Below are 19,065 nucleotides of genomic sequence, written 5' to 3'. Positions count from 1 at the left end.
GGCAACGGCATGTGCAATCTCTACAACATCACCACCAGCCAGGAAGCCATCCGCCAGTGGACTCGCGCTTTGCGGGATGTCGTCGGCAACCTGGAGCCCTCGATCGACATCTATCCCAACCAATTCGCCCCGGTGGTGCGCAATGCGCCCGACGGTGCGCGCGAACTGGCTAGTCTGCGGTGGGGCATGCCGACTCCGCTGGAGCGGGTCAGGGGTAATGCGGACTCCGGCACCACGAACATCCGCAACCCTCAATATGGCCACTGGCAGCAGTACGTCGGCGTCGAGCATCGCTGTGTTGTCCCCGTGACGAGTTTCGCCGAGCCCAGCCCAACGGCCGGCGACAAAGACCCCGAAACGGGCGGCATTCAGCGGAACTATTGGTTCGCGCTCGGCGAGGACCGGCCGCTATTCTTCTTCGCCGGCCTGTGGACACGCTGGCATGGGGTGCGCAAGGTCAAGGAAGGCCCTGGCGATCATGAGGTCTATGGCTTCATGACCACGAAGCCGAACGCCCTTATCGCGCCTATCCACGAGAAGGCGATATCACGCATGGATCGTGATTAGATGTACGCCGCGTCTGCCTGGCAGCTGGTACGGCAAGGTTAAGGCAATGATCTGACGGCAGGCATCGCACGACCTGCACCTGTTGAACGTCCGATGATATGTTCAGCGAGGCGTGGAGCCTCTTCGGCGATCGCCAATATTATTCCTGATTTGCGAGTCGAGCCAAAGTCCACTCCGGCGAAATATATGCCGGGTAGGACCGTGACGCCGTCCTCCTGCAACGGTTGTCCCTCAGCGTCGAGCACTCCAGGAAGCCGCATCCAACCGAAGTCTCCTCGAAAGCCGGCGCACCAAATCACCGTCGTAATGCCGCTTGCGGCGGGATCAAGCGTGCGTATCGGTGGGTTCGGCAGGCTTGGAGCGACGATCTCCGCAGGATCGGGCTCAGCCGCAGGAGCATCTAGCTCGGCGCGGGCGATAAACTCGTCGATTTGTCGCTTAACGTTAGCGGACGCGTCGTCCGCGAAGCGGAGATGGTCCTCAACATCGTCGGCGAAAGCGAGTTGGAGCCCTTTTTCGACTCCCGTCATCCGACCAAGCAGAACGATGCCTTGAGCGCTGAGGGACTGAAGACTTATGGTACACGTCGAGCCAAGCACACCCCTGGCCGGAATGCGGCCCGCCATTTGAATGATCTGCTCCCGCCGCACATCGAGAAACCCACTCTGGACCAGCCAGATCATGATGTCTCGTCCGCGATAACGCCTCGGGAGGCGGCCGGTCCGGCTTGTTGAAAGAAAAACGGTTCGCCCTGCCTCCGCCAGGTCTTCAGCTATCTGACAGCCCGATTGGCCGCTCCCCACAACCAACACCGCCCCTTTTTTTAGATCGGCTGCGCTGCGGTAGCCGGAAGCGTCTATCTGCTGAAGACCGGGCGGCAATGCCGCCGCCCAGGGCGGACGCCGTGGAATATTCAGGTTGCCACTAGCGACTACCACATTCCGCGCAGCAAGCATGCCGCGCGAGGTGGTCAGTTGGTACACTCCGTTTTCCGGTCCGGCAGTAAGTTCGGTCACCGGGCAGTCTCGCTCGACTGGAAGCCTATTCCGCTCAGCGAAGTCCTCCAAAAGAGCAACAAAGGCATCGCGGGTCAAAACACCGTCGGGATCCGTGCCGTCATAGCTGTCTCCGGGCATGACGGTTTGCACGTTTGGCGTGTTCATCCGGAAGGCGTCCCACCGCTGGGTGCGCCACGTCTCGCCGACGCGGCCTCGTTCCAATACCTGATGACTGAGGCCTCGTTGTTTCAGTGCGTGGCTGACGCCAAGCCCTGCCCAACCGGCACCGACTACGACGGCATCAAGGACGTCGACCTTGTTCGTCAACGGAGGCTCTCCGCGGATTCCTGATCAAATGAGTACACGGCACGACGATGTCGCGATAGGGCTTTGGCGCGACAAAGCGATCGCCGATCCCGAGGCTAAGATAGTCGGTCGCGACTATGACATAGCAGCGCGGCCGTTATGCCTATGGCCGTACTGCATGTCAGGCGGATTCTGGCGGCCCTACATCTGATGCGGGGCCCAAGAAAGGCACGGGCGCCTTTGACAATCCAAACCTCCAAGCTACCGGTCTTCTTTCAACCCCCTAGCTGCCGGACAGCAATGCGCCCCCATCCAAGCCATTCAGTACCCTCGCGCACTTCTCCGAAAGCGGCCTTCGTTCGCCAGAGCGAAACCATCCGTCAATCCGCCCTTTCGCCGTAAGCCTCCAAGCGATTCCTGGAGCACCAACGGGCCTGACAGAGGAAGCAGCGGGGCGAACGCCTCTGGCCATGCGCTCTACCGTTGGCAGCGATTCTCCGTAGCCTGATCAGATCCCCGCGTAGACGAGGTGGGTGAAGAAGTCCGGGCCGATCACGAACTGCCCCCACTTCGCGTCGAACGCCGCTGTAGGCTTCGCCGCCTGCGTTTCTGCCAGTGATTTCCCCTGGGCCTTGAGTTCGGCGACGTTGTCTCGAATGGCGACTAGCATGTCGTGGAACTCGGTGAGCTGTGCGCGGTTACCAATCCGACCGTGACCAGGAACGATGATCGTCTTGTCGGTCGTCATACCCAGGTTCGCTTCAGCCGCGTTGATCATTCCGTTGATGCTGCCGCCGGTCGAATAGTCAATGAAGGGGTAGATGCCGTTCCACCAGGTGTCGCCCGTGTGCAGAATGTCGGCCTCGCTGAAATAGACCGAGATGTCGCCGTCGGTGTGTGCGGGCTGGTAGACACGCAGTTCGAGCGTCGCGCCATTGTGGCGGAGTGTGCGGTCGGTGGCCAGCATTTCGCTTGGGAGAGCGTCAGAGGGAGCTGCCGGGAAATCGAAGTTCCAGTCCTCGACACGTTGCGCCGAAGCGAGGTGCTTGCGCGTATTCTCATGGGCGAGGATCGCCGCACCGGCGGCATGCACCCACTCATTGCCGTCCGTATGATCGAAATGCCAATGCGTGTTGATCAACTGGCGGATCGGCCCGGCGCCGATGCTTCTGAGGGCTTCGATGATCCGGGGTTGTGAAGCCGTGATGCCCGCGTCGACCAGCAGGGTACCATCACCGCCGGTCAGAACGGCGACGTTGCCGCCGGAGCCTTCTAGGACGCTGACATTGCCGCGTAGCTGGTGCACGTTGATCCTTGCCTTTGCCGCTTCCGAGCGGATCAGGTCGACGATGCTGCGAGCCTGGGCGAACACCTCGCGCGGTGTCAGCCAGCCGCCAGTTGCCGCGAACGTGGCTGACGCGAGGCAGCACATGCAGAAGCCGCGGCGTGATAGATGTGTGCGTGGATAGGTCATGACAATATCTCCCATTGGCCCAACTCATGCAGGGGGCGTTGTTTCGATGGCTTCGAATCTCGGGCGGTGCCGACGCTAGTCTTGGCCGATCGAGGCCGAGACGACAGCGGGCCAGAGATGACCAGCCCGCTATCGGAGAGTGTTCAGGTCCGGAAGAACGCCAAAAGATCGGCGTTGATTGTTTCCGCATGGGTCGTCGGCATACCGTGCGGGAAACCTTTGTACGTCTTCAGCGTCCCGTTCTTCAGCAGCTTCACCGACAGCGGTGCGGAATCGGCGTAGGGGACGATCTGATCGTCGTCGCCGTGCATCACGAGCACCGGCACCGATATCTTCTTCAGGTCTTCGGTGAAGTCGGTCTGCGAGAAGGCGATGATGCCGTCATAGTGGGCCTTGGCGCCGCCCATCATGCCTTGCCGCCACCAGTTCCAGATCACCGCGTCGGATGGCGTCGCCCCAGGCCGGTTGTAGCCGTAGAAAGGCCCGGCAGCCACGTCGCGGTAAAACTGGCTCCGGCCTGCCGCGAGCGCCACCTGGAAGCCGTCGAATACGTCTTTCGGCAAACCACCGGGGTTGGCTTGGGTTTTGACCATGAGAGGCGGGACGGCGCTCAGGATCGCCGCCTTCGCTACCCGGCTTTCGCCATGGCGAGCGATGTAGTGGACGACTTCGCCGCCGCCGGTGGAATGTCCGACGTGGATGGCGTCCTTGAGGTCGAGCTTCGCCGTCATTGCGGCGAGGTCATCGGCATAGTGATCCATGTCGTGGCCATCGCCGACCTGGCTGGAGCGGCCGTGGCCACGCCGATCATGAGCGATGACGCGGAAGCCCTGGTTGACGAAGAACATCATCTGCGCGTCCCAGTCGTCGGCCGAAAGTGGCCAGCCATGGCTGAAGACAATCGGCTGACCGGAACCCCAGTCCTTGTAGAAAATCTCGACGCCGTCTTTTGTGGTGACCGTAGGCATTTCGTTCTCTCCTCAAATGGTGCATGAATTCGACGAGGAGGAGGTTATGGCAGGCTGGCTGATGGGCAAATGCTTTGCAGGCTCAGCCTTGTGTCCCAGCGGATCAACCAGATGAATCCAAGCCGGATTGCCGACCAGAATATCCGCCTCGATCCGCTCAGCGGACTGGCGCCGTTGCTCAGAGTCCGCCCCGAGCTTCAATACGTTTGCCGCTTCGGCTCACAGTGGGCCTCGCCTCATGCGCCTGAGCCAGACGCATGGGCGCCATTTCACATCGTCACGGACGGAAACTGCGTTCTTCATCTCCCCGACTTGCCTCGCTCGGTCGCTCTCGAAGCCGGAGACATCGCAGTCCTGCCACGGGGAAGCGCACATGTTATGCATGGACCGAGTACAGCTCCCGACGACCGGGGGCCATTCGGCATTCAGGGTCGTTCAAACGGGACGATCCTCGTAAAGTCAAACACGGACATTGAACCCGGAGCCGGGTTAATCTGTGGGCGACTGAGGTTCGATCACGCTGGCGAAAATCTGGTGCTTTCTGCCTTGCCGGAGGTGATCGTCATCAAAGGCACGGTAGGCCGAGATGCCGCAAACATCCGCCAGATCATCGCTTTCCTGTCGGAGGAGCTGGGAGCTGCTCGAGCCGGAGCGTCAGCAATTGCCGCTGACATGGCTAGCGGCCTGCTGATCATGGTCGTGCGCGCGCATCTGGAATCCGAGCGCGCCTCGGATGGCCTGTTGTCCTTGCTAGGACATCCGCAGGCTGGCCGAGTGGTGGCAGCCATGCTCGAAGAGCCCGAACGCCAGTGGAGCCTCGACGAGCTTGCGACGCTGGCAAACGCGTCCCGCGCCAGCCTGGTGCGCATCTTCCGAAAGACCGCGCAGGTTCCTCCCCTGGCCTTCTTATCGGAAATGCGCTTGGAACTAGCCAGGAGAAAGCTGCGGGCATCAAACCGGCCACTTGCTGGGATAGCCGCTGAAGTGGGCTTTCAGTCGGAAAGCGCCTTCAGCAAGGCATTCCATCACCGCTATGGGATGCGGCCCGGAGAAGCGCGAACAGCATCTGCTCGAGCAGGCTGAGCGTTCGCGACGGATGGCCCTCAGGTCAGGGCTCGGGGGTCTTTGGTATCTTGTCACGTCACGATTCAGGGCGAATATCACGCCCTCGTGCACGGCTGGCGACGTCACCGCCAGGGATGCCGTGATATTTTGCTGGGTCGGCTTCGCGCCTCGTCGGCCCCCTCACCGATCCCACCGCCTATGGTGGCAAGGCGGGGGACGCCTTCGATGTCGTGATCCCCTCGCTGCCGGGGTTCGGGTTCTCGGGTCAGCCGACGGAGGCGGGATGGGGGCTAGAGCGCATCGCCAGTGCTTGGGTCGTCCTCATGGATCGGCTCGGATATGAGCACTACGTCGCCCAAGGCGGCGACTGGGGCGCCGGCATTACACAAGCAATGGGCCGGCTTGCGCCGGATGGATTGCTCGGCATCCACACCAACCTGCCAGCGGCGATTCCGAACGAGGTCTTGCCTGCCCTGGGTGGCGGCCCTCTGCCGGAGGGTGCCACCGACGAAGAAAAGGCTTCGATCGCCTCGCTTGGCAAGTTCCAGGCTTGTTCCGAGGCAGGGGTGGCCGACTGGTTGATGGTTTAGGGGTAGCTGCAATGGAGGTCGTGACGGTGACCGGATGCGCCGGCGGGGGAGGGCGCCTGCCAGCCTTGGCCGCGAAAACGGCACCGCGGATCGTGTAGCGGCGGCGACTGCTGGTCGTGGCCGGTCGGTACGCGAAAAACGCGACCGCCCCAGTTGACAGCAGCGAGGCACGCAAATTGCTCAAACGCGAGCCTCCCGGACAGATCGTTGATGGTCAGATTCGTACTAAGGTAGCGGCGTAGAGGGGCTTACGAGCAAACGAACGATAGGGCTAGCAGCCGCGTCTGGACGGTACGGTCAATATGACGTACTGTACAATTCGTAACTGGAGATCGGGTCACTGATGGCGAACATTAATCCCGCACGTCGAGCTGAAATTGGGCGCGAAAAGCGCGCGCGAACTCGTGCAGAACTCGTTGCCGCGGCCAACTCGTTGTTCGCCAAGCAGGCCGTGGAATCGGTAACAGTCGACGACGTAGTCAGAGAGGCCGGTGTCGCCAAGGGTACGTTCTACGTTCATTTCGATGGCTTAGACGCTCTAACGGCCGCTGTCGCGGAGGAACTGGTCCTGTCTTTCGACGAAATGCTGCAGGCCGACCGCCTCTCGCTCGCTGATCCTGCCCTTAGGATTGCATTCGGGTGCAGCTCATTCATCGACAAGGCCCTCAATGATCCTCGGTGGGCAAGCCTTGTTGCGAGAATGGCGGCTGCATCCCCGAAAGGTGGCGAGCTTCTCCGCGGCCGGATTTTTGAAGACCTGCAAAAGTTCTCGCAGAGCTTGCCGGGCAGCGGGGCATCCGCGGAGCTAAACCTTGAGATCGTCGTTGGAATCATGCTCCAGCTCATGCGCGCGCTCGGCGAGCGCAGGCTGCCATCGCTCGATCGTGATGCGGCCATCAGCGCCATCCTGCGCTCGATCGGCCTCAATGCCCGTGAGGCGAAGTCAGTCCTTGGGCGCTTGTCAACATCTGCCGACGGCGCCATGGCTGACGGGGCGCGGCCGCGAAAGCCTCAGCGCCAAGGTGCGGCGCGCAGTGGGGCCTGACCTTGGACTGGCGATTCCGTTATCTGCTCGCTGAGATCGAGTGCTTAGTCGCGGGCTCCAGATCCTCGCAATAATCCGGTCGGCAGAGTGCGGCCGGCGCCCTTGCGTTCCAAAACGGGCGCTCGGGCAGCAGCTGAAGCAAAAGTAAGCGCAGTAGGTTCGGGGTGACACGCAGCGCGTAGCCGCTCGGCGTGACGGTCAAGTGTACATCTCCCGGAACAGTGTTGGCGAAGGTAGACAATTCGGAGATTGTCTCGGCAGGCTGAGCCCGACAGCGAAAGTGTTGTCGCGCCGTCGCACTGTCTCCTTGATCGCGAGCTGGATGCGTGTCCCCAGCGCAAATGCCTCATTGCGCTCGCCCTGTACTCGAAGCGAACGAGATTAGTTGCCATTCGGCTTCTCGTTCTCTCGAAACGCTGCGCTTGGACGCGCGCAGTCATTGAATTCACGTCGCCGCGTGATTCATATTGACTATTTAGTCGTTTTGACCTTATAGCTCAATTATCGGCATCGGCGAGACCTTTGCCGGACAGGAGGAAGGCTAGTGATGGTATCTGTAGCTCTAAGGACGCGTGTGCTCCGCATCCGGTGCCGCGGGGGGCTCGCAGCTGCGTTGCAGCGCGCCCTTGGACGGTATGCATTCAAAACGGGGGTGTTGGAGTGCGCGGCGCCAACCTCAGCAAACAGGGGGTCTAGGACATGACGTCAGGCACTGCAGCTCTGTGCCTCGGGCCTGGCCCCAGCGGGTTCATGGTTCGGCAATTTACTAGGCGAACGCCGGCGGCAGATGAAATCGAGGTGGCTGTGGCCGCCGCTTCGGTCAACCCGATCGATGTGCGCCGGTCCGAAGGCTACGGCCGGAGGCTACTATCGCTGATCGGAGCAGGCAAGTTTCCCCTGATCCTTGGCAACGATTTTGCGGGCATCGTAACCGGCGTGGGATCCGGCGTATCGACCTTCAAGGCCGGCGACCGGGTTTACGGAGTGAAGCCCGCTTCCTCAGAAGGAACCCACACCAGCCACGTGCTGGTCAAGGCAAACCACGTGCTGGCTGTTCCGGAAGGCCTTGACCTTCACCCGCTGGCTACAATCCCATATAGCTTCACTACAATGTGGCTTGCGGTACGCGGAGCGGGCCTTATCCGGGACAACGCGCCCGGAAAGAGTATTCTGGTCCATGGTGCGGCCGGCGGACTGGGGACGTTGGCCACGCAGATGCTCTCCGCATGGGGCGCGAGAGTTACGGCGATTGCTCGGATGTCAAACAGCAAGGCGTGTCTTGAGGCGGGTGCCACCGAAGTGGTCGAGCGAACGGACAAGCTGTTCAGCTCCCTGGGGCGCACTTTTGATGTAACTCTCAACTTCGCTACCTGGGAAGATGATCTCGCATTGCTCGGATGTCTGCGCGACGGTGCGCTCGGTCACGCAACTACCGTGCACCCAATGTTAGGGAATTTCGACCGCCTCGGCTGGCTGCGCGGTACGCTGAAGACAATTCTGCAAAAGAAACATCACCGACGCGCGCTGCCGAAGGGCGCCAACAATTTCACATGGGTTCTCTTCAAGCCGGACAAGGCAGCACTGGCTGAGTTGCGCCAGTTCGTCGAACACAACCATGTCAACCTCCCGATCGGGCTGTTCAAGCAGTTCTCCGGAGTAAGCGAGGCTTTCGACCACGTCAGGAAAAGACAGCCGGGGCGCGCGCTTCTGCTGCCCTGACACCACAGTCGAAACGGGTCCGGCCCGACGGGGCGCATCTCCCGCTTTCACAAGGTGTGCGGTGCATCAAAACGCGCGGCCTGCTGAAATGCATAGTCGCGCAGAAGAGAGCCGTCCCATGCCGGTCCAAACTATCACCGATATCGAAGCCATCGAAGCGCAGCCTCTCGCCGAATGTGCTTTGCCTCGGTCGCCCTTATGAGGCGCTGGCGGCAACAGCCAGCCGAGTACCCGACGCCAGCGCTCTATCGTTCTTCCTGACTTCCGCCGCATACCCAGCCCCTAGAAGCTAGCGCTCCCTAGGACCGTGCGGCATGCCGGTGCTATCAACAATCAATAGCCCGGCGCCCCCGCGCCTCGATTTCTCGCGCGCCATCCCAGAGTGCAGGTCTTTACTGAAGCTTTGAAGCAGCTCCGAGGATGCGGCGAATTTCGTGTGCTGCAACGGGTCGCCACTCTGAAGCAAGCTCATGTCGAATACGCGCAGCCCTGCCTGTTCGAGGATTGGAATGATACGAGGATCATCGACTACGAAGGCACCGACCCGATCGACATTGCCGGCTATTAGCTTTGAGATCGCAAGCGCCTTATCGTCGCGGGAGATCAGAACAGTGATGGGAGGAGACCTCTTTCCAATCGCTATGATCTGCGTGCGAAACACGTCGATATCGATATCGGGTGAAGCGAGCACAACCTCACCAAGTTTGCCGTTAAACTCGAGGTCGTTTTTGAATTTGGCTTGCCGTAAGACCTCGGCCGTCAACCAGCCTCCCATTGAATGAGCAACGAGATGGATCTTCTTGACAGACGGGATCTGAGCAACACTCGGGATCAAACGCTCAAGGTGGTCCCGCGAGAACATCGAGCTTTCGCGATCGCGACCATACCCAAGGATTTTGCCTTCTGAAGGCCAGGAGAATACTATCGCAGCGCCCGCGAAACCGGTGTCATGAACAAGCTGGGTGAAGCGAAAAATCGCCTCTTGGTAGAGTGTGTTATAGCCATGGATGAAAATTGCCACTTCGCCATCGCGGCTTGCGGCGGCGACACGTTTCGCGAATTCGTCCTCCGTCAGATCATTCCGCGCCAAGACTGCGAAGTGACGTTCCGGATCGGTGACCCCCGTCGGCCATTCGATTGCGCCTACTTTGTGACGGGGCGGGATCGACATTTTATAGCTTTGGTAGTTTAGGGCGATACTACGATCCGAAGCGTTTCCGAATTCGTTCGTTTCGCCCGTCAGATTCCTCGAGGTAGCTGCAAAGAGTTCGACGCGCTCTATATCGCTTGCATCGGTCACAACAGGGGTCAGCACACTCGCTGCAGGACGGAGTGCGCAGCCATTCAGCGCAATCGCCACGAGCAGGCAGGAAAGTAATCGAAATTCCATCGGTGCCTCAACCCAACTAATGCACGATATGTACTTTGTGCTGGGACGGACCCAGTCAGCGCTGACTGAGACCGAGAGCTCGAAGCGTCGCGTCAAGCGCTTGGCTGGTCGTTTCGGGCCGGGAACCTCGCGCGATAATCCCGCGCGTCACCTCAAGCCATATTCCAATTACGATGTCGGCTGCCAACTCTACGTCGCGCACCTTAGGCCGGCCCTGGGCAATCGCCTCCCCGATGTCCGCCTTGAGATTCGCGCGGACCCCCAAGCCGAACTCAATGGGTGATTGCGAACTCTGAATGACGAGGCGGGCCCAGTCTGTGTCCGCACTCGCTCTCTCCAGGAATTTCACGAACGCGAAAGAGAGGCGCTCGACCGGATCCCGCCGATGGAGCCTGGCAGGCGTCAGCAACTCATCAGAACTCTGACTGAGTCCGGCACCCACTGCAGCGGCCAGCTCTCCGATGCTCTTGAAATGGTAGTAAAATGTCCCCTTGGCAACGCCTGCTGCCGCCACGAGAGCATCAACTGTGACCGCCTCGTGAGTACGCCCCCCAAGGAGCACTGCGCCTGCTTCCACGATCTGCGCCCGCGTCCGCGCCCGCTTCTCGCGCCCGATCTCCGCCCTGCGCGCCAAATCGATTTTTGTCATCAGGTCATGGCCTCTTTGCATTGCACCATTCTGCGATTGTCATATTGACGATATAGTCGTTTTGACCTATTTGTGCAAATTGAAATTTGGCCGACCCACGCGAACAGCGAAGGGCCGCGAGGTCACCCTCAGTGAGAAGGAAAGCATTCGATGAACTTTCAGCCCCAGAAAGATTTCCGAACTGCGGAACGGCGTCTCCCTTTCGAATGCATTGCGTTGGTGTTGCAAGGCGGCGGTGCGCTCGGAGCCTACCAGGCCGGCGTCTACGAAGCCCTTGCGGAAGCCGACATTCATCCGGATTGGGTTGCCGGCGTCTCCATTGGAGCCATCAACTCGGCGATCATCGCTGGAAACGAGCCGGCCGAACGGGTTGAGAAACTGCGGACCTTCTGGCGGGAGATCACCGCCAATCCACTTTTCGACTGGACTGCCGCCGCAGACGCTCTCGCTCCGAAGGGCAATCTGCCGCGTGCGCTCTTCAATCAATTCAGTGCAGCCTGCGCGCTCGTCGCCGGGGCCCCAGGCTTCTTCAGCCTGCGACAGCCCGTTCCCTGGTTGTACCCGAATGGCTCAATTGAAAGCACGAGCTTCTACGACACCAACCGCCTCAAGAGCACTCTGGAGCGGCTTGTGGACTTCGACCGGATCAACGCGGGCGGGATGCGTTTCAGTGTCGGCGCGGTGAACGTGCGGACAGGAAATCTCGTCTACTTCGACAATGAGACGCATACGATCCGGCCCGAGCATGTGATGGCCAGCGGCTCGCTTCCGCCCGGTTTCCCCGCGGTCGAGATCGAGGGCGAGTTCTACTGGGACGGCGGCCTCGTTTCCAACACGCCGTTGCAGTGGGTCGTCGAGCACGGGACGCGGCAGGACACGATTGCCTTCCAGGTCGACCTCTGGAGCGAGCGCGGCGAGCTTCCCCGAAATCTGGCCGACGTCACGGCACGGCAAAAGGAAATCCAGTATTCGAGCCGAACGCGCGCCCATACCGATCAGTTCAAGCAGTACCAGCGCGCCCGACACACGCTCGCGAACCTTCTGGCAAAACTGCCCGCGGACCTTTTGGGTAGCGAGGAGGCGAGAACGCTGAGCTCAATTGCAGACCACAAGGTCTACAAGCTGGTCCATCTGATCTACCGCTCGAAGCAGTATGAAACCCACTCGAAGGACTACGAATTCTCGCGGCTGTCCATGAAAGAGCATTGGCGGGCTGGTTACTTCGACGCTTTGCGCACTTTGCGCCATCCAGAGGCGCGCCGTCGGCCGGACAATCAGGACGGGGTTAGCACCTATGACCCAGCTGTCGACGGGCGGGAATAGAGATCAGTCACGTAAGCGATTGACGTCCCCCGTCGCGGATCCCCCCGAACGCAAGCGAGCCGCTTGATCCAGCCCAAAGGAATTTCAGACATGCAGCAAGACACCGTCCGGGCGAGGGCTTTCGCCATGCCCCTGACCAGCCCGGCCTATCCGGCCGGGCCGTATCGCTTCCGAAACCGGGAGTATCTGATCATCACATATCGCACCGATCCGCAGAAGCTCCGCGACCTGGTGCCGGAGCCACTTCAGGTACGCGAGCCGCTCGTGAAATTCGAGTTCATTCGCATGCCGGACTCGACCGGCTTCGGCGACTACACGGAAAGTGGACAGGTCATCCCAGTCTCGTTTCGCGGACGCAAGGGCAGCTACACCCACTGCATGTTTCTCAACGACCATCCGCCGATTGCCGGCGGGCGCGAGCTGTGGGGCTTTCCGAAGAAGCTCGCAAGTCCGACGCTCCGAACGGAGACGGATACCCTTGTTGGCACGCTGGACTACGGCCCCGTCCGCGTTGCGACCGGCACGATGGGCTATAAGCACCGAGCCGCCGACCTCGCGAGCGTGAAGGCCTCGCTCGCCGAACCGAACTTCCTCCTCAAAATCATCCCGCATGTCGACGGCACGCCGCGCATCTGTGAACTCGTCGAGTATTACCTGGAGGACATCGACCTGAGGGGCGCCTGGACCGGACCGGCAGCCCTGAACCTCTGGTCACACGCGTTGGCCCCAGTCGCCGAGTTGCCGGTCCTGGAAATTGTCTCGGCCGTACACATCGTCGCCGACCTGACGCTCGCGCTCGGGAAGGTCGTCCACGACTATCTCGCAGAAGCCGAGCCTCACTATCGGAAAGGAAGAACCCATGCATTCGCAGAATGAAACTTCATCTTACAAGCACGCTAGCGGCGGCGGCCGGCTTCTCGACAAGGTGGCAGTGATCACCGGAGCCGCGAGCGGCATCGGCAAGGAGATTGCGCTCAGCTTCGCCCGCGAGGGAGCAAAGGTGGTCATCGCAGATCTTGATCAGAGCGCGGCGCAAAAAGCCGCGTCCGACATCGATCCGATGGGCAAACGCGCGCTCGGGGTTGGCATGGATGTCAGCAAGGAGGAGCAGGTGGAAAGCGGAATGGCGCAGGCGATCGACACCTTCGGGGGCCTCGACATCCTGGTCAGCAACGCCGGCGTCCAGATCGTGGCGCCGCTTGTCGACTTCGATTTTGACAAATGGAAGAAGCTGCTTTCCATCCATTTGGACGGCGCCTTCCTGACGACCCGCGCCGCCTTGCGGCAGATGTACAGGCAAAACAGTGGCAGCATCATCTACATGGGATCCGTCCATTCCAAGGAGGCGTCGCCGCTCAAGGCTCCTTACGTCACCGCCAAGCATGGCCTGATCGGCCTGGCCAAGGTCGTGGCGAAGGAGGGTGCCGCGCATGGGGTGCGCGCCAACGTGATCTGCCCCGGTTTCGTGCGCACGCCGCTGGTCGACAAACAGATCCCGGAGCAGGCGCGCGCGCTTGGGATCTCCGAGGCGGACGTGATCAAGACCGCGATGTTGAAGGAGACGGTCGACGGCGAATTCACGACCGTCCAGGACGTGGCGGAAGCAGCGCTGTTCCTGGCAGCCTTCCCATCGAACGCGCTGACTGGCCAGTCGATGGTGGTCAGCCATGGATGGTTCATGCAGTAGCGGGTTCGGAGACGCGTCTTATCGCGCGCGATCTCCCTCCTTCTGCAGGATCAATCTTAGCTACTGGTCATCCCCTTTTTGCATTGCACGATTGCACTACTCTCATATTGACGATATGGTCGGTTTGACGTATAAGTGCAAAATGAGATCGAGCCTCGGCCGCTAGGCCGGAGTTCCTCTTCAATCATCAGTTCCCTGCAACCTCGTCCTTTCGAGCGGAGGCTTTCATGCGCCTATCGTACGGCAAATTCCTTTGTGTCTGTCTCACCGGGCTTTGTCTTGCCGGCTGTTCCGAAGAGGAGAAGACGGCAGCAGCAGCACCGCGGCAGGCGCGTGTCATGGTGGTGACGCCTCACAAGCTAGCCACGGTGGCGCAGGGCGCCGGTCGCATCCAGTCGCGTTATGTCAGCGAGGTCGGCTTCGAGGTCGGCGGCCGGATCATCTCGCGCGAGGTCGACATAGGCGCCATCGTCAAGAAGGGTCAGAAGCTCGCGGAGATCAGCGCCGTCGATTACCGCAACAAGGTGACCGCCGCAGAGGCCGACCTCACCGCGGCCAAGGCCACGCTCGTCCAAGTCGTGGCCCAGGAAGAACGCTTTCGCATTCTGCTCGGCAAAGGCTTTACCACACACTCCCAGTACGACGAGGCGCTGAAGTCGCTGCAGAGCGCACAAGCTGCCGTCAAGGCGGACGAAGCCAATCTCCGTATCGCCCAAAACCAGCTTGGCTACACGCAGCTGCTGGCGCCCGACGACGGCATCGTGACGGCGACTGGCGCGGACCCTGGTCAGGTTGTGGCCGCGGGCCAAATGGTCGTCGAGATCTCCCGCAATGACGCGCGCGAGGCGGTCTTTGCTGTCGCCGGCGAAGACATCGCCGGGGCAGAGCTCGGCATGGCGGTGAACGTTTCGATCCAGGGCCGGCCGGACATCGTAGTCACCGGCACGATCCGCGCGATTTCGCCCGAGGCCGACAGCACGACCGGCACCTATCAGGTGAAGGTGGCGCTGGCTTCGCCGCCGCCAGAGATGCGGCTGGGCGCAGTCGTCGTAGGCCGCGTCGAAAGCGCAGGAGGCCAGGAGGTCACCACGCTACCTCCGACCGCACTGCTGCAGTCCGGAGACGAGCCGCAGGTCTGGGTGATTGGCGGTGACGGCAAGGTTCAGCGCCGGAACGTCCAGCTGCTTCAATTCGATACAGACTCCGTCGTGGTCAGCCACGGGCTGTCGGCAGGAGAGAAGGTCGTGACCGCCGGCGTCAATTCGCTGGCAGACGGCGAGTTGGTCAATCCTGAGACGGAGGTCGAGTGATGACACGCTTTAATCTTTCGGAATGGGCGGTCCACAACCGGGCCATCGTCGTATTCCTCATGCTTGTCTGCGTCATCGGGGGCATCAGCGCTTACGAGAGGCTCGGCCGTCAGGAGGATCCGGATTTCACCGTGCAAACCATGGTGGTCCAGGCGGTTTGGCCCGGAGCCACTGCGGCCGATATGCTCACACAGGTGACCGACAGGCTCGAAAAGAAGCTCGAGGAGACTCCCCAGCTCGATTACATCAAGAGCTACACCAAACCCGGCCAGGCGACCATTTTCGTTTACCTCAAGGAGTCGACGCCCAAGCGCGAACTCGACGACATCTGGTACCAGGTTCGCAAGAAGGTCAGTGACGTCCAGGCCACGCTTCCCCGTGGCGTGGTCGGCCCCTTCTTCAACGACGAGTTTGGCGACGTTTTCGGCATCATCTACGGAATCACCTACGACGGCTTCACGCCGCGCGAGGCGCGCGACTTTGCCGAGACGGCGCGGACCGAGTTCCTGCGTTCGTCCGATGTCGGCAAGGTCGAGATTTTTGGCGACCAGGACGAGAAGGTCTATCTCAGCTTCTCACCCCAGAAGCTCGCCAATCTTAAGCTCAGCCTCGACGAAGTGCTGACTGCGATCGCGCGGCAGAACGCGGTTGGGCCCTCCGGCGTCATCAACACGCCGCACGAGAACATGCTTGTTGACGTTACCGGCTCCCTCTTGAAGCCCGAGAGCGTTGCCGGCCTCAACCTCTGGATCGATGGACGCTTCTACAAACTTACCGACATCGCCACGATTCAGCGCGGCTATAGCGACCCGCCCACGAAGATGTTCCGCGTCAACGGCAAGCCCGCCATCGGCATCGGCGTGAACATGCGCGAGGGCGGCAACAACCTCGACTTTGGCGAAGGCCTGCACGAGGCGGCCGAGCGCCTGATGCAACGCTTTCCCGTCGGCATTGAACTCAACCTGGTTTCGGACCAGCCCGAGGTCGTGCGTGAGGCCATCGGCGAATTCACCAAGGCGCTGTTCGAGGCGATCGTCATTGTGCTCGCTGTCAGCTTCCTCAGCCTCGGCTTCAGGGCCGGGCTTGTGGTTGCCCTGTCGATCCCGCTGGTGCTCGCCATCGTCTTTGTCGCCATGGAAGCGATGGGCATTAGCCTGCAGCGCATCTCGCTCGGCGCGCTCATCATCGCGCTCGGCCTTTTGGTAGACGATGCCATGATAACCATCGAAATGATGATCTCGAAGATCGAGGAAGGCATGGAAAAAATCAAGGCGGCTACCTTCGCCTATACTTCCACCGCCTTCCCCATGTTATCGGGAACTCTGATCACGATCCTCGGCTTCCTGCCAATCGGATTCGCCGACAACAACACCGGACAGTATACGTTTTCGCTGTTTGCCGTCATTGCTGTTGCGCTGGTGGCCTCCTGGTTCGTGGCGGTGATCTTCGCGCCGGTAATCGGGCTTTCCTTGCTGCCATCCCACATGAAGGCGCATGGCGCTCATGGGCCTGGCCGCTTCATGCGCGCTTTCATTGGCTTGCTCGGCTTCAGCATGCGGCACCGCTGGCTCACTATCGCCGCCTCGCTTGCTGCCTTCGGTGCCTCCCTTTTCGGCATGGGCTTCGTGCAGCAGCAGTTCTTCCCGGCGTCGAACCGGCCCGAGCTGGTGGTAACGATGACGCTGCCGAAGAATGCCTCGATCGCGGCGACCGAAACCGAGACGAAGCGGCTGGAAGAGACGCTTGCGAGCGACCCCGACATCGCCGGCTTCTCTTCCTATGTGGGCGGCGGCGCCATCCGCTTCTACCTGCCGCTCGACGTTCAGCTCGACAACGACTTTATGGCGGAAACTGTTGTCGTCGCGAAGGACCTCGAGGCCCGGGACCGCGTTCTGGCGAAGCTCGAAACGCTATTCGCCGACAGTTTCCCGGACGTGAAGGCCCGCATCTCGCGCCTGGAGCTCGGGCCTCCCGTCGGCTGGCCGGTGCAATACCGGGTGAGCGCGCCTACCGCCGACGAGGCAAGGGATCACGCGGAGGAGCTCGCAAAGGTGCTGCGGTCGTCCGGCCTCGTCCGCAACGTCAACTACGATTGGGCCGAGAAAAGCAAGGAACTGCGCATCGTCGTCGATCAGGATCGCGTGAGACAGGCCGGCTTGAGTTCGGAACAGCTCTCCCAAGCACTCAACCGTGTGATCAGCGGCTCGACAGTCACACAGCTTCGCGATTCGATCTATCTGGTTGACGTCGTGGCGCGAGCCGAGAACAGCGAACGCTTTAGCGTCGAGGCCTTACGCAATCTTCAGATACCCACCGCGACAGGCGCCTCGGTGCCCCTGCGCGAGCTTGCCGAATTCCAGTATGATCTCGACGAGGGCTATGTCTGGCGTCGCGACCGCCTGCCCACCATCACAGTCCAGGCGGAACCGCTGCCAGGGTTGCAGCCCGCCTCTGTTCACGAACGACTCGCAGGGGCGATCGAAGAGTACACCAAGTCGTTGCCCGCGGGCACGCTGATTGAGACCGGCGGCACGGTCGAGAAGAGCGGCCAGAGCAACGCCGCTCTGCTGGCCCAGTTTCCGCTGATGATTACGCTGATGCTTACCGTACTCATCGTGCAGCTAGGCAGCTTTCGCCGGATGGCGATGGTGATCAGCGTGGCGCCGCTGGGTCTCATCGGGGTCGCGATCGCCCTGCTGACCACGAGCACGCCGATGGGCTTCATCGCCATCCTCGGGATCATCGCACTTGCAGGAATGATCATCCGCAACTCCGTGATCCTCGTCGATCAAATCGAGCATGAGCGGGCACGCGGCATCGATCCGTGGACAGCCGTGATCGATGCTACCCAGCACCGTTTCCGGCCGATCATGCTGACGGCGGCCGCAGCCATCCTTGGCATGATCCCCATCATGCACGACGTGTTCTGGGGGCCGATGGCCTACGCGATCGTCGGCGGGCTCGCCGTCGCGACTGTGCTCACGCTCGTCTTCCTCCCGGCCCTCTACGTTGCCGTTAACGGCATCCGCGAAAAGCATGAATCTGTAGCATCGCCTGACGTCCCGGCAATGCCCATTCTCGCCCCCCAGCATTGAGAAAGGGCATCGCAATGCCGGAAACCCCGTCTCTTGTAGACCACTTTCTGCGATCGGACGCCGTTATGTACGCCGGACCAAGTGAGACCACACGCGACTACGCTGACAAGATGTTGCTCTCCGCGCTTCAGGAGACACAAACGGTAGCGCGCTCCTACGACAACAAGGCGCAGATCGTTGGCGTGGGTTACATTCTCGCCCTCAATCTGGTGTTGCGATTCGGCGATCTCTTGCCCACGCATGCGCCGATCGGGCCGCTGTTCTATGCGGTAGTCTGGGGGATCGTCATCATGCCGATCCTTCAGTTCGGCCATGTGCTCTATCCGAGCCGGATACGCGCGGAGAGGGAATTCAATGGCAAGACGTCTCATGGTTCAAAGGTCCCACCGGTGTATTATGTCGGGCCGGACTCCTTCGCCAATGTACGTGACTTGGTCCATCAGGCCCTAAAGTCAGATTGGACCTCGATCCTGGCCGCCGAATTGCTGAAGACCTCTCGCGTCAGGACCATTAAGCAGGCGCGCTTTCAACGCGGCCTTATGATGACTGTCGTGTCCTTCATCGTTCTGGGAGGCGAGCAGCTTTTTCGCAGCGTCGCCGTCATCCATTGAGACGCGCATCATCCCAGCCTGAGGAATACAGACACAAATGCGACCACAGCAAAGCGACCTTGGCCAACATGCGATATTCGCTGCGAGGCACTAATGCCCAGGTTGAGCCCTAGCACGGCCTTTGCTGACCGGCTCGTCACGGTCGTGAGTTGGCGCAAAGTGCCCCCGCACTGCGCTAAAGCGTGTCGCGATTAATCGGCCTCATATCCAGCAGCTTTGAAGAAGTTTCGGCACTGAGTGGGGTCGAAGAGGTCGCAGATGTCGCCGA

The 19,065-nt window shown here is 60.9% G+C and carries 14 protein-coding genes and 2 pseudogenes; 11 read left to right on the top strand and 5 right to left on the bottom strand.

Features of this window, described 5'->3' with window-relative positions:
• Window positions 1–9 precede the first annotated feature (9 nt).
• Window positions 10–546 (top strand): annotated as a pseudogene (locus IQ26_RS26100) (SOS response-associated peptidase); the annotation flags it as partial.
• A 59-nt stretch (window positions 547–605) separates the two neighbouring features.
• Here IQ26_RS26100 and IQ26_RS26095 read toward each other — a convergent pair.
• From IQ26_RS26095 to IQ26_RS26085, 3 genes are all read right to left on the bottom strand, one after another.
• On the bottom strand, window positions 606–1,892 hold the full coding sequence (locus IQ26_RS26095) for a flavin-containing monooxygenase (RefSeq protein ID WP_145721260.1): 1,287 nt from the start codon (window positions 1,890–1,892) through the stop codon (window positions 606–608).
• Between the two features lie 487 nt (window positions 1,893–2,379).
• Window positions 2,380–3,345 (bottom strand): MBL fold metallo-hydrolase, encoded by a 966-nt coding sequence (locus IQ26_RS26090; RefSeq protein ID WP_145721259.1) that lies wholly within the window; start codon window positions 3,343–3,345, stop codon window positions 2,380–2,382.
• A 143-nt stretch (window positions 3,346–3,488) separates the two neighbouring features.
• On the bottom strand, window positions 3,489–4,313 hold the full coding sequence (locus tag IQ26_RS26085; RefSeq protein WP_145721258.1) for an alpha/beta fold hydrolase: 825 nt from the start codon (window positions 4,311–4,313) through the stop codon (window positions 3,489–3,491).
• A 69-nt stretch (window positions 4,314–4,382) separates the two neighbouring features.
• Between IQ26_RS26085 and IQ26_RS26080 the strand changes: the two genes are divergently transcribed.
• The 4 genes and pseudogenes from IQ26_RS26080 to IQ26_RS26060 all read left to right on the top strand — a co-directional run bounded on the left by IQ26_RS26080 (window position 4,383) and on the right by IQ26_RS26060 (window position 8,732).
• Window positions 4,383–5,396, top strand: coding sequence for an AraC family transcriptional regulator (locus IQ26_RS26080; protein ID WP_322791135.1), 1,014 nt, complete (start codon window positions 4,383–4,385; stop codon window positions 5,394–5,396).
• 146 nt (window positions 5,397–5,542) lie between these two features.
• Window positions 5,543–5,914, top strand: a pseudogene (locus tag IQ26_RS26075) (alpha/beta fold hydrolase); the annotation flags it as partial.
• A gap of 397 nt (window positions 5,915–6,311) precedes the next feature.
• The gene (locus IQ26_RS26070) at window positions 6,312–7,013 is read left to right on the top strand and encodes a TetR/AcrR family transcriptional regulator (protein WP_145721256.1); all 702 of its coding nucleotides are present in this window, start codon (window positions 6,312–6,314) and stop codon (window positions 7,011–7,013) included.
• Between the two features lie 699 nt (window positions 7,014–7,712).
• Complete coding sequence (locus IQ26_RS26060) at window positions 7,713–8,732, top strand: alcohol dehydrogenase catalytic domain-containing protein (RefSeq protein ID WP_145721255.1); 1,020 nt, start codon at window positions 7,713–7,715, stop codon at window positions 8,730–8,732.
• A 289-nt stretch (window positions 8,733–9,021) separates the two neighbouring features.
• Here IQ26_RS26060 and IQ26_RS26055 read toward each other — a convergent pair whose 3' ends face one another.
• Window positions 9,022–10,122 carry an alpha/beta hydrolase gene (locus IQ26_RS26055; protein WP_145721254.1) on the bottom strand — a complete coding sequence of 367 codons (1,101 nt, stop codon included), beginning with the start codon at window positions 10,120–10,122 and terminating at the stop codon, window positions 9,022–9,024.
• A 55-nt stretch (window positions 10,123–10,177) separates the two neighbouring features.
• The gene (locus tag IQ26_RS26050) at window positions 10,178–10,771 is read right to left on the bottom strand and encodes a TetR/AcrR family transcriptional regulator (RefSeq protein ID WP_145721253.1); all 594 of its coding nucleotides are present in this window, start codon (window positions 10,769–10,771) and stop codon (window positions 10,178–10,180) included.
• Between the two features lie 150 nt (window positions 10,772–10,921).
• Here IQ26_RS26050 and IQ26_RS26045 point away from each other — a divergent pair, with 150 nt between their 5' ends.
• The 6 genes from IQ26_RS26045 (at window position 10,922) to IQ26_RS26020 (ending at window position 18,797) form a co-directional block, all read left to right on the top strand.
• Entirely contained in the window at window positions 10,922–12,094 is a 1,173-nt protein-coding gene (locus IQ26_RS26045) for a patatin-like phospholipase family protein (protein WP_145721252.1), read from the top strand.
• Between the two features lie 90 nt (window positions 12,095–12,184).
• Window positions 12,185–12,970 carry an acetoacetate decarboxylase gene (locus IQ26_RS26040; protein WP_145721251.1) on the top strand — a complete coding sequence of 262 codons (786 nt, stop codon included), beginning with the start codon at window positions 12,185–12,187 and terminating at the stop codon, window positions 12,968–12,970.
• Window positions 12,954–13,781 (top strand): 3-hydroxybutyrate dehydrogenase, encoded by an 828-nt coding sequence (locus IQ26_RS26035; RefSeq protein WP_145721250.1) that lies wholly within the window; start codon window positions 12,954–12,956, stop codon window positions 13,779–13,781. The genes IQ26_RS26040 and IQ26_RS26035 overlap by 17 nt, the downstream gene beginning before the upstream one ends.
• 227 nt (window positions 13,782–14,008) lie before the next feature.
• On the top strand, window positions 14,009–15,091 hold the full coding sequence (locus IQ26_RS26030) for an efflux RND transporter periplasmic adaptor subunit (RefSeq protein ID WP_145721249.1): 1,083 nt from the start codon (window positions 14,009–14,011) through the stop codon (window positions 15,089–15,091).
• Entirely contained in the window at window positions 15,091–18,186 is a 3,096-nt protein-coding gene (locus IQ26_RS26025) for an efflux RND transporter permease subunit (protein WP_276316442.1), read from the top strand. The genes IQ26_RS26030 and IQ26_RS26025 overlap by 1 nt, the downstream gene beginning before the upstream one ends.
• Window positions 18,187–18,200: 14 nt before the next feature.
• The gene (locus IQ26_RS26020; protein ID WP_240547235.1) at window positions 18,201–18,797 is read left to right on the top strand and encodes a Pycsar system effector family protein; all 597 of its coding nucleotides are present in this window, start codon (window positions 18,201–18,203) and stop codon (window positions 18,795–18,797) included.
• The last annotated feature ends 268 nt before the right edge of the window (window positions 18,798–19,065 follow it).

The organism is Mesorhizobium tianshanense, assembly GCF_007830515.1.
GTDB classification, from domain to species: domain Bacteria; phylum Pseudomonadota; class Alphaproteobacteria; order Rhizobiales; family Rhizobiaceae; genus Mesorhizobium; species Mesorhizobium tianshanense.
Note: the sequence above shows the minus strand (reverse complement) of the source record. Positions and strands in the feature narration are given on the sequence as shown.

Coding starts and splice junctions, on each gene's coding strand:
- IQ26_RS26090 (WP_145721259.1), bottom strand. CDS start 3,345: ATGACCTATCCACGCACACATCTATCACGCCGCGGCTTCTGCATGTGC.
- IQ26_RS26085 (WP_145721258.1), bottom strand. CDS start 4,313: ATGCCTACGGTCACCACAAAAGACGGCGTCGAGATTTTCTACAAGGAC.
- IQ26_RS26080 (WP_322791135.1), top strand. CDS start 4,383: ATGCTTTGCAGGCTCAGCCTTGTGTCCCAGCGGATCAACCAGATGAAT.
- IQ26_RS26070 (WP_145721256.1), top strand. CDS start 6,312: ATGGCGAACATTAATCCCGCACGTCGAGCTGAAATTGGGCGCGAAAAG.
- IQ26_RS26060 (WP_145721255.1), top strand. CDS start 7,713: ATGACGTCAGGCACTGCAGCTCTGTGCCTCGGGCCTGGCCCCAGCGGG.
- IQ26_RS26055 (WP_145721254.1), bottom strand. CDS start 10,122: ATGGAATTTCGATTACTTTCCTGCCTGCTCGTGGCGATTGCGCTGAAT.
- IQ26_RS26050 (WP_145721253.1), bottom strand. CDS start 10,771: ATGACAAAAATCGATTTGGCGCGCAGGGCGGAGATCGGGCGCGAGAAG.
- IQ26_RS26045 (WP_145721252.1), top strand. CDS start 10,922: ATGAACTTTCAGCCCCAGAAAGATTTCCGAACTGCGGAACGGCGTCTC.
- IQ26_RS26040 (WP_145721251.1), top strand. CDS start 12,185: ATGCAGCAAGACACCGTCCGGGCGAGGGCTTTCGCCATGCCCCTGACC.
- IQ26_RS26035 (WP_145721250.1), top strand. CDS start 12,954: ATGCATTCGCAGAATGAAACTTCATCTTACAAGCACGCTAGCGGCGGC.
- IQ26_RS26030 (WP_145721249.1), top strand. CDS start 14,009: ATGCGCCTATCGTACGGCAAATTCCTTTGTGTCTGTCTCACCGGGCTT.
- IQ26_RS26025 (WP_276316442.1), top strand. CDS start 15,091: ATGACACGCTTTAATCTTTCGGAATGGGCGGTCCACAACCGGGCCATC.
- IQ26_RS26020 (WP_240547235.1), top strand. CDS start 18,201: ATGCCGGAAACCCCGTCTCTTGTAGACCACTTTCTGCGATCGGACGCC.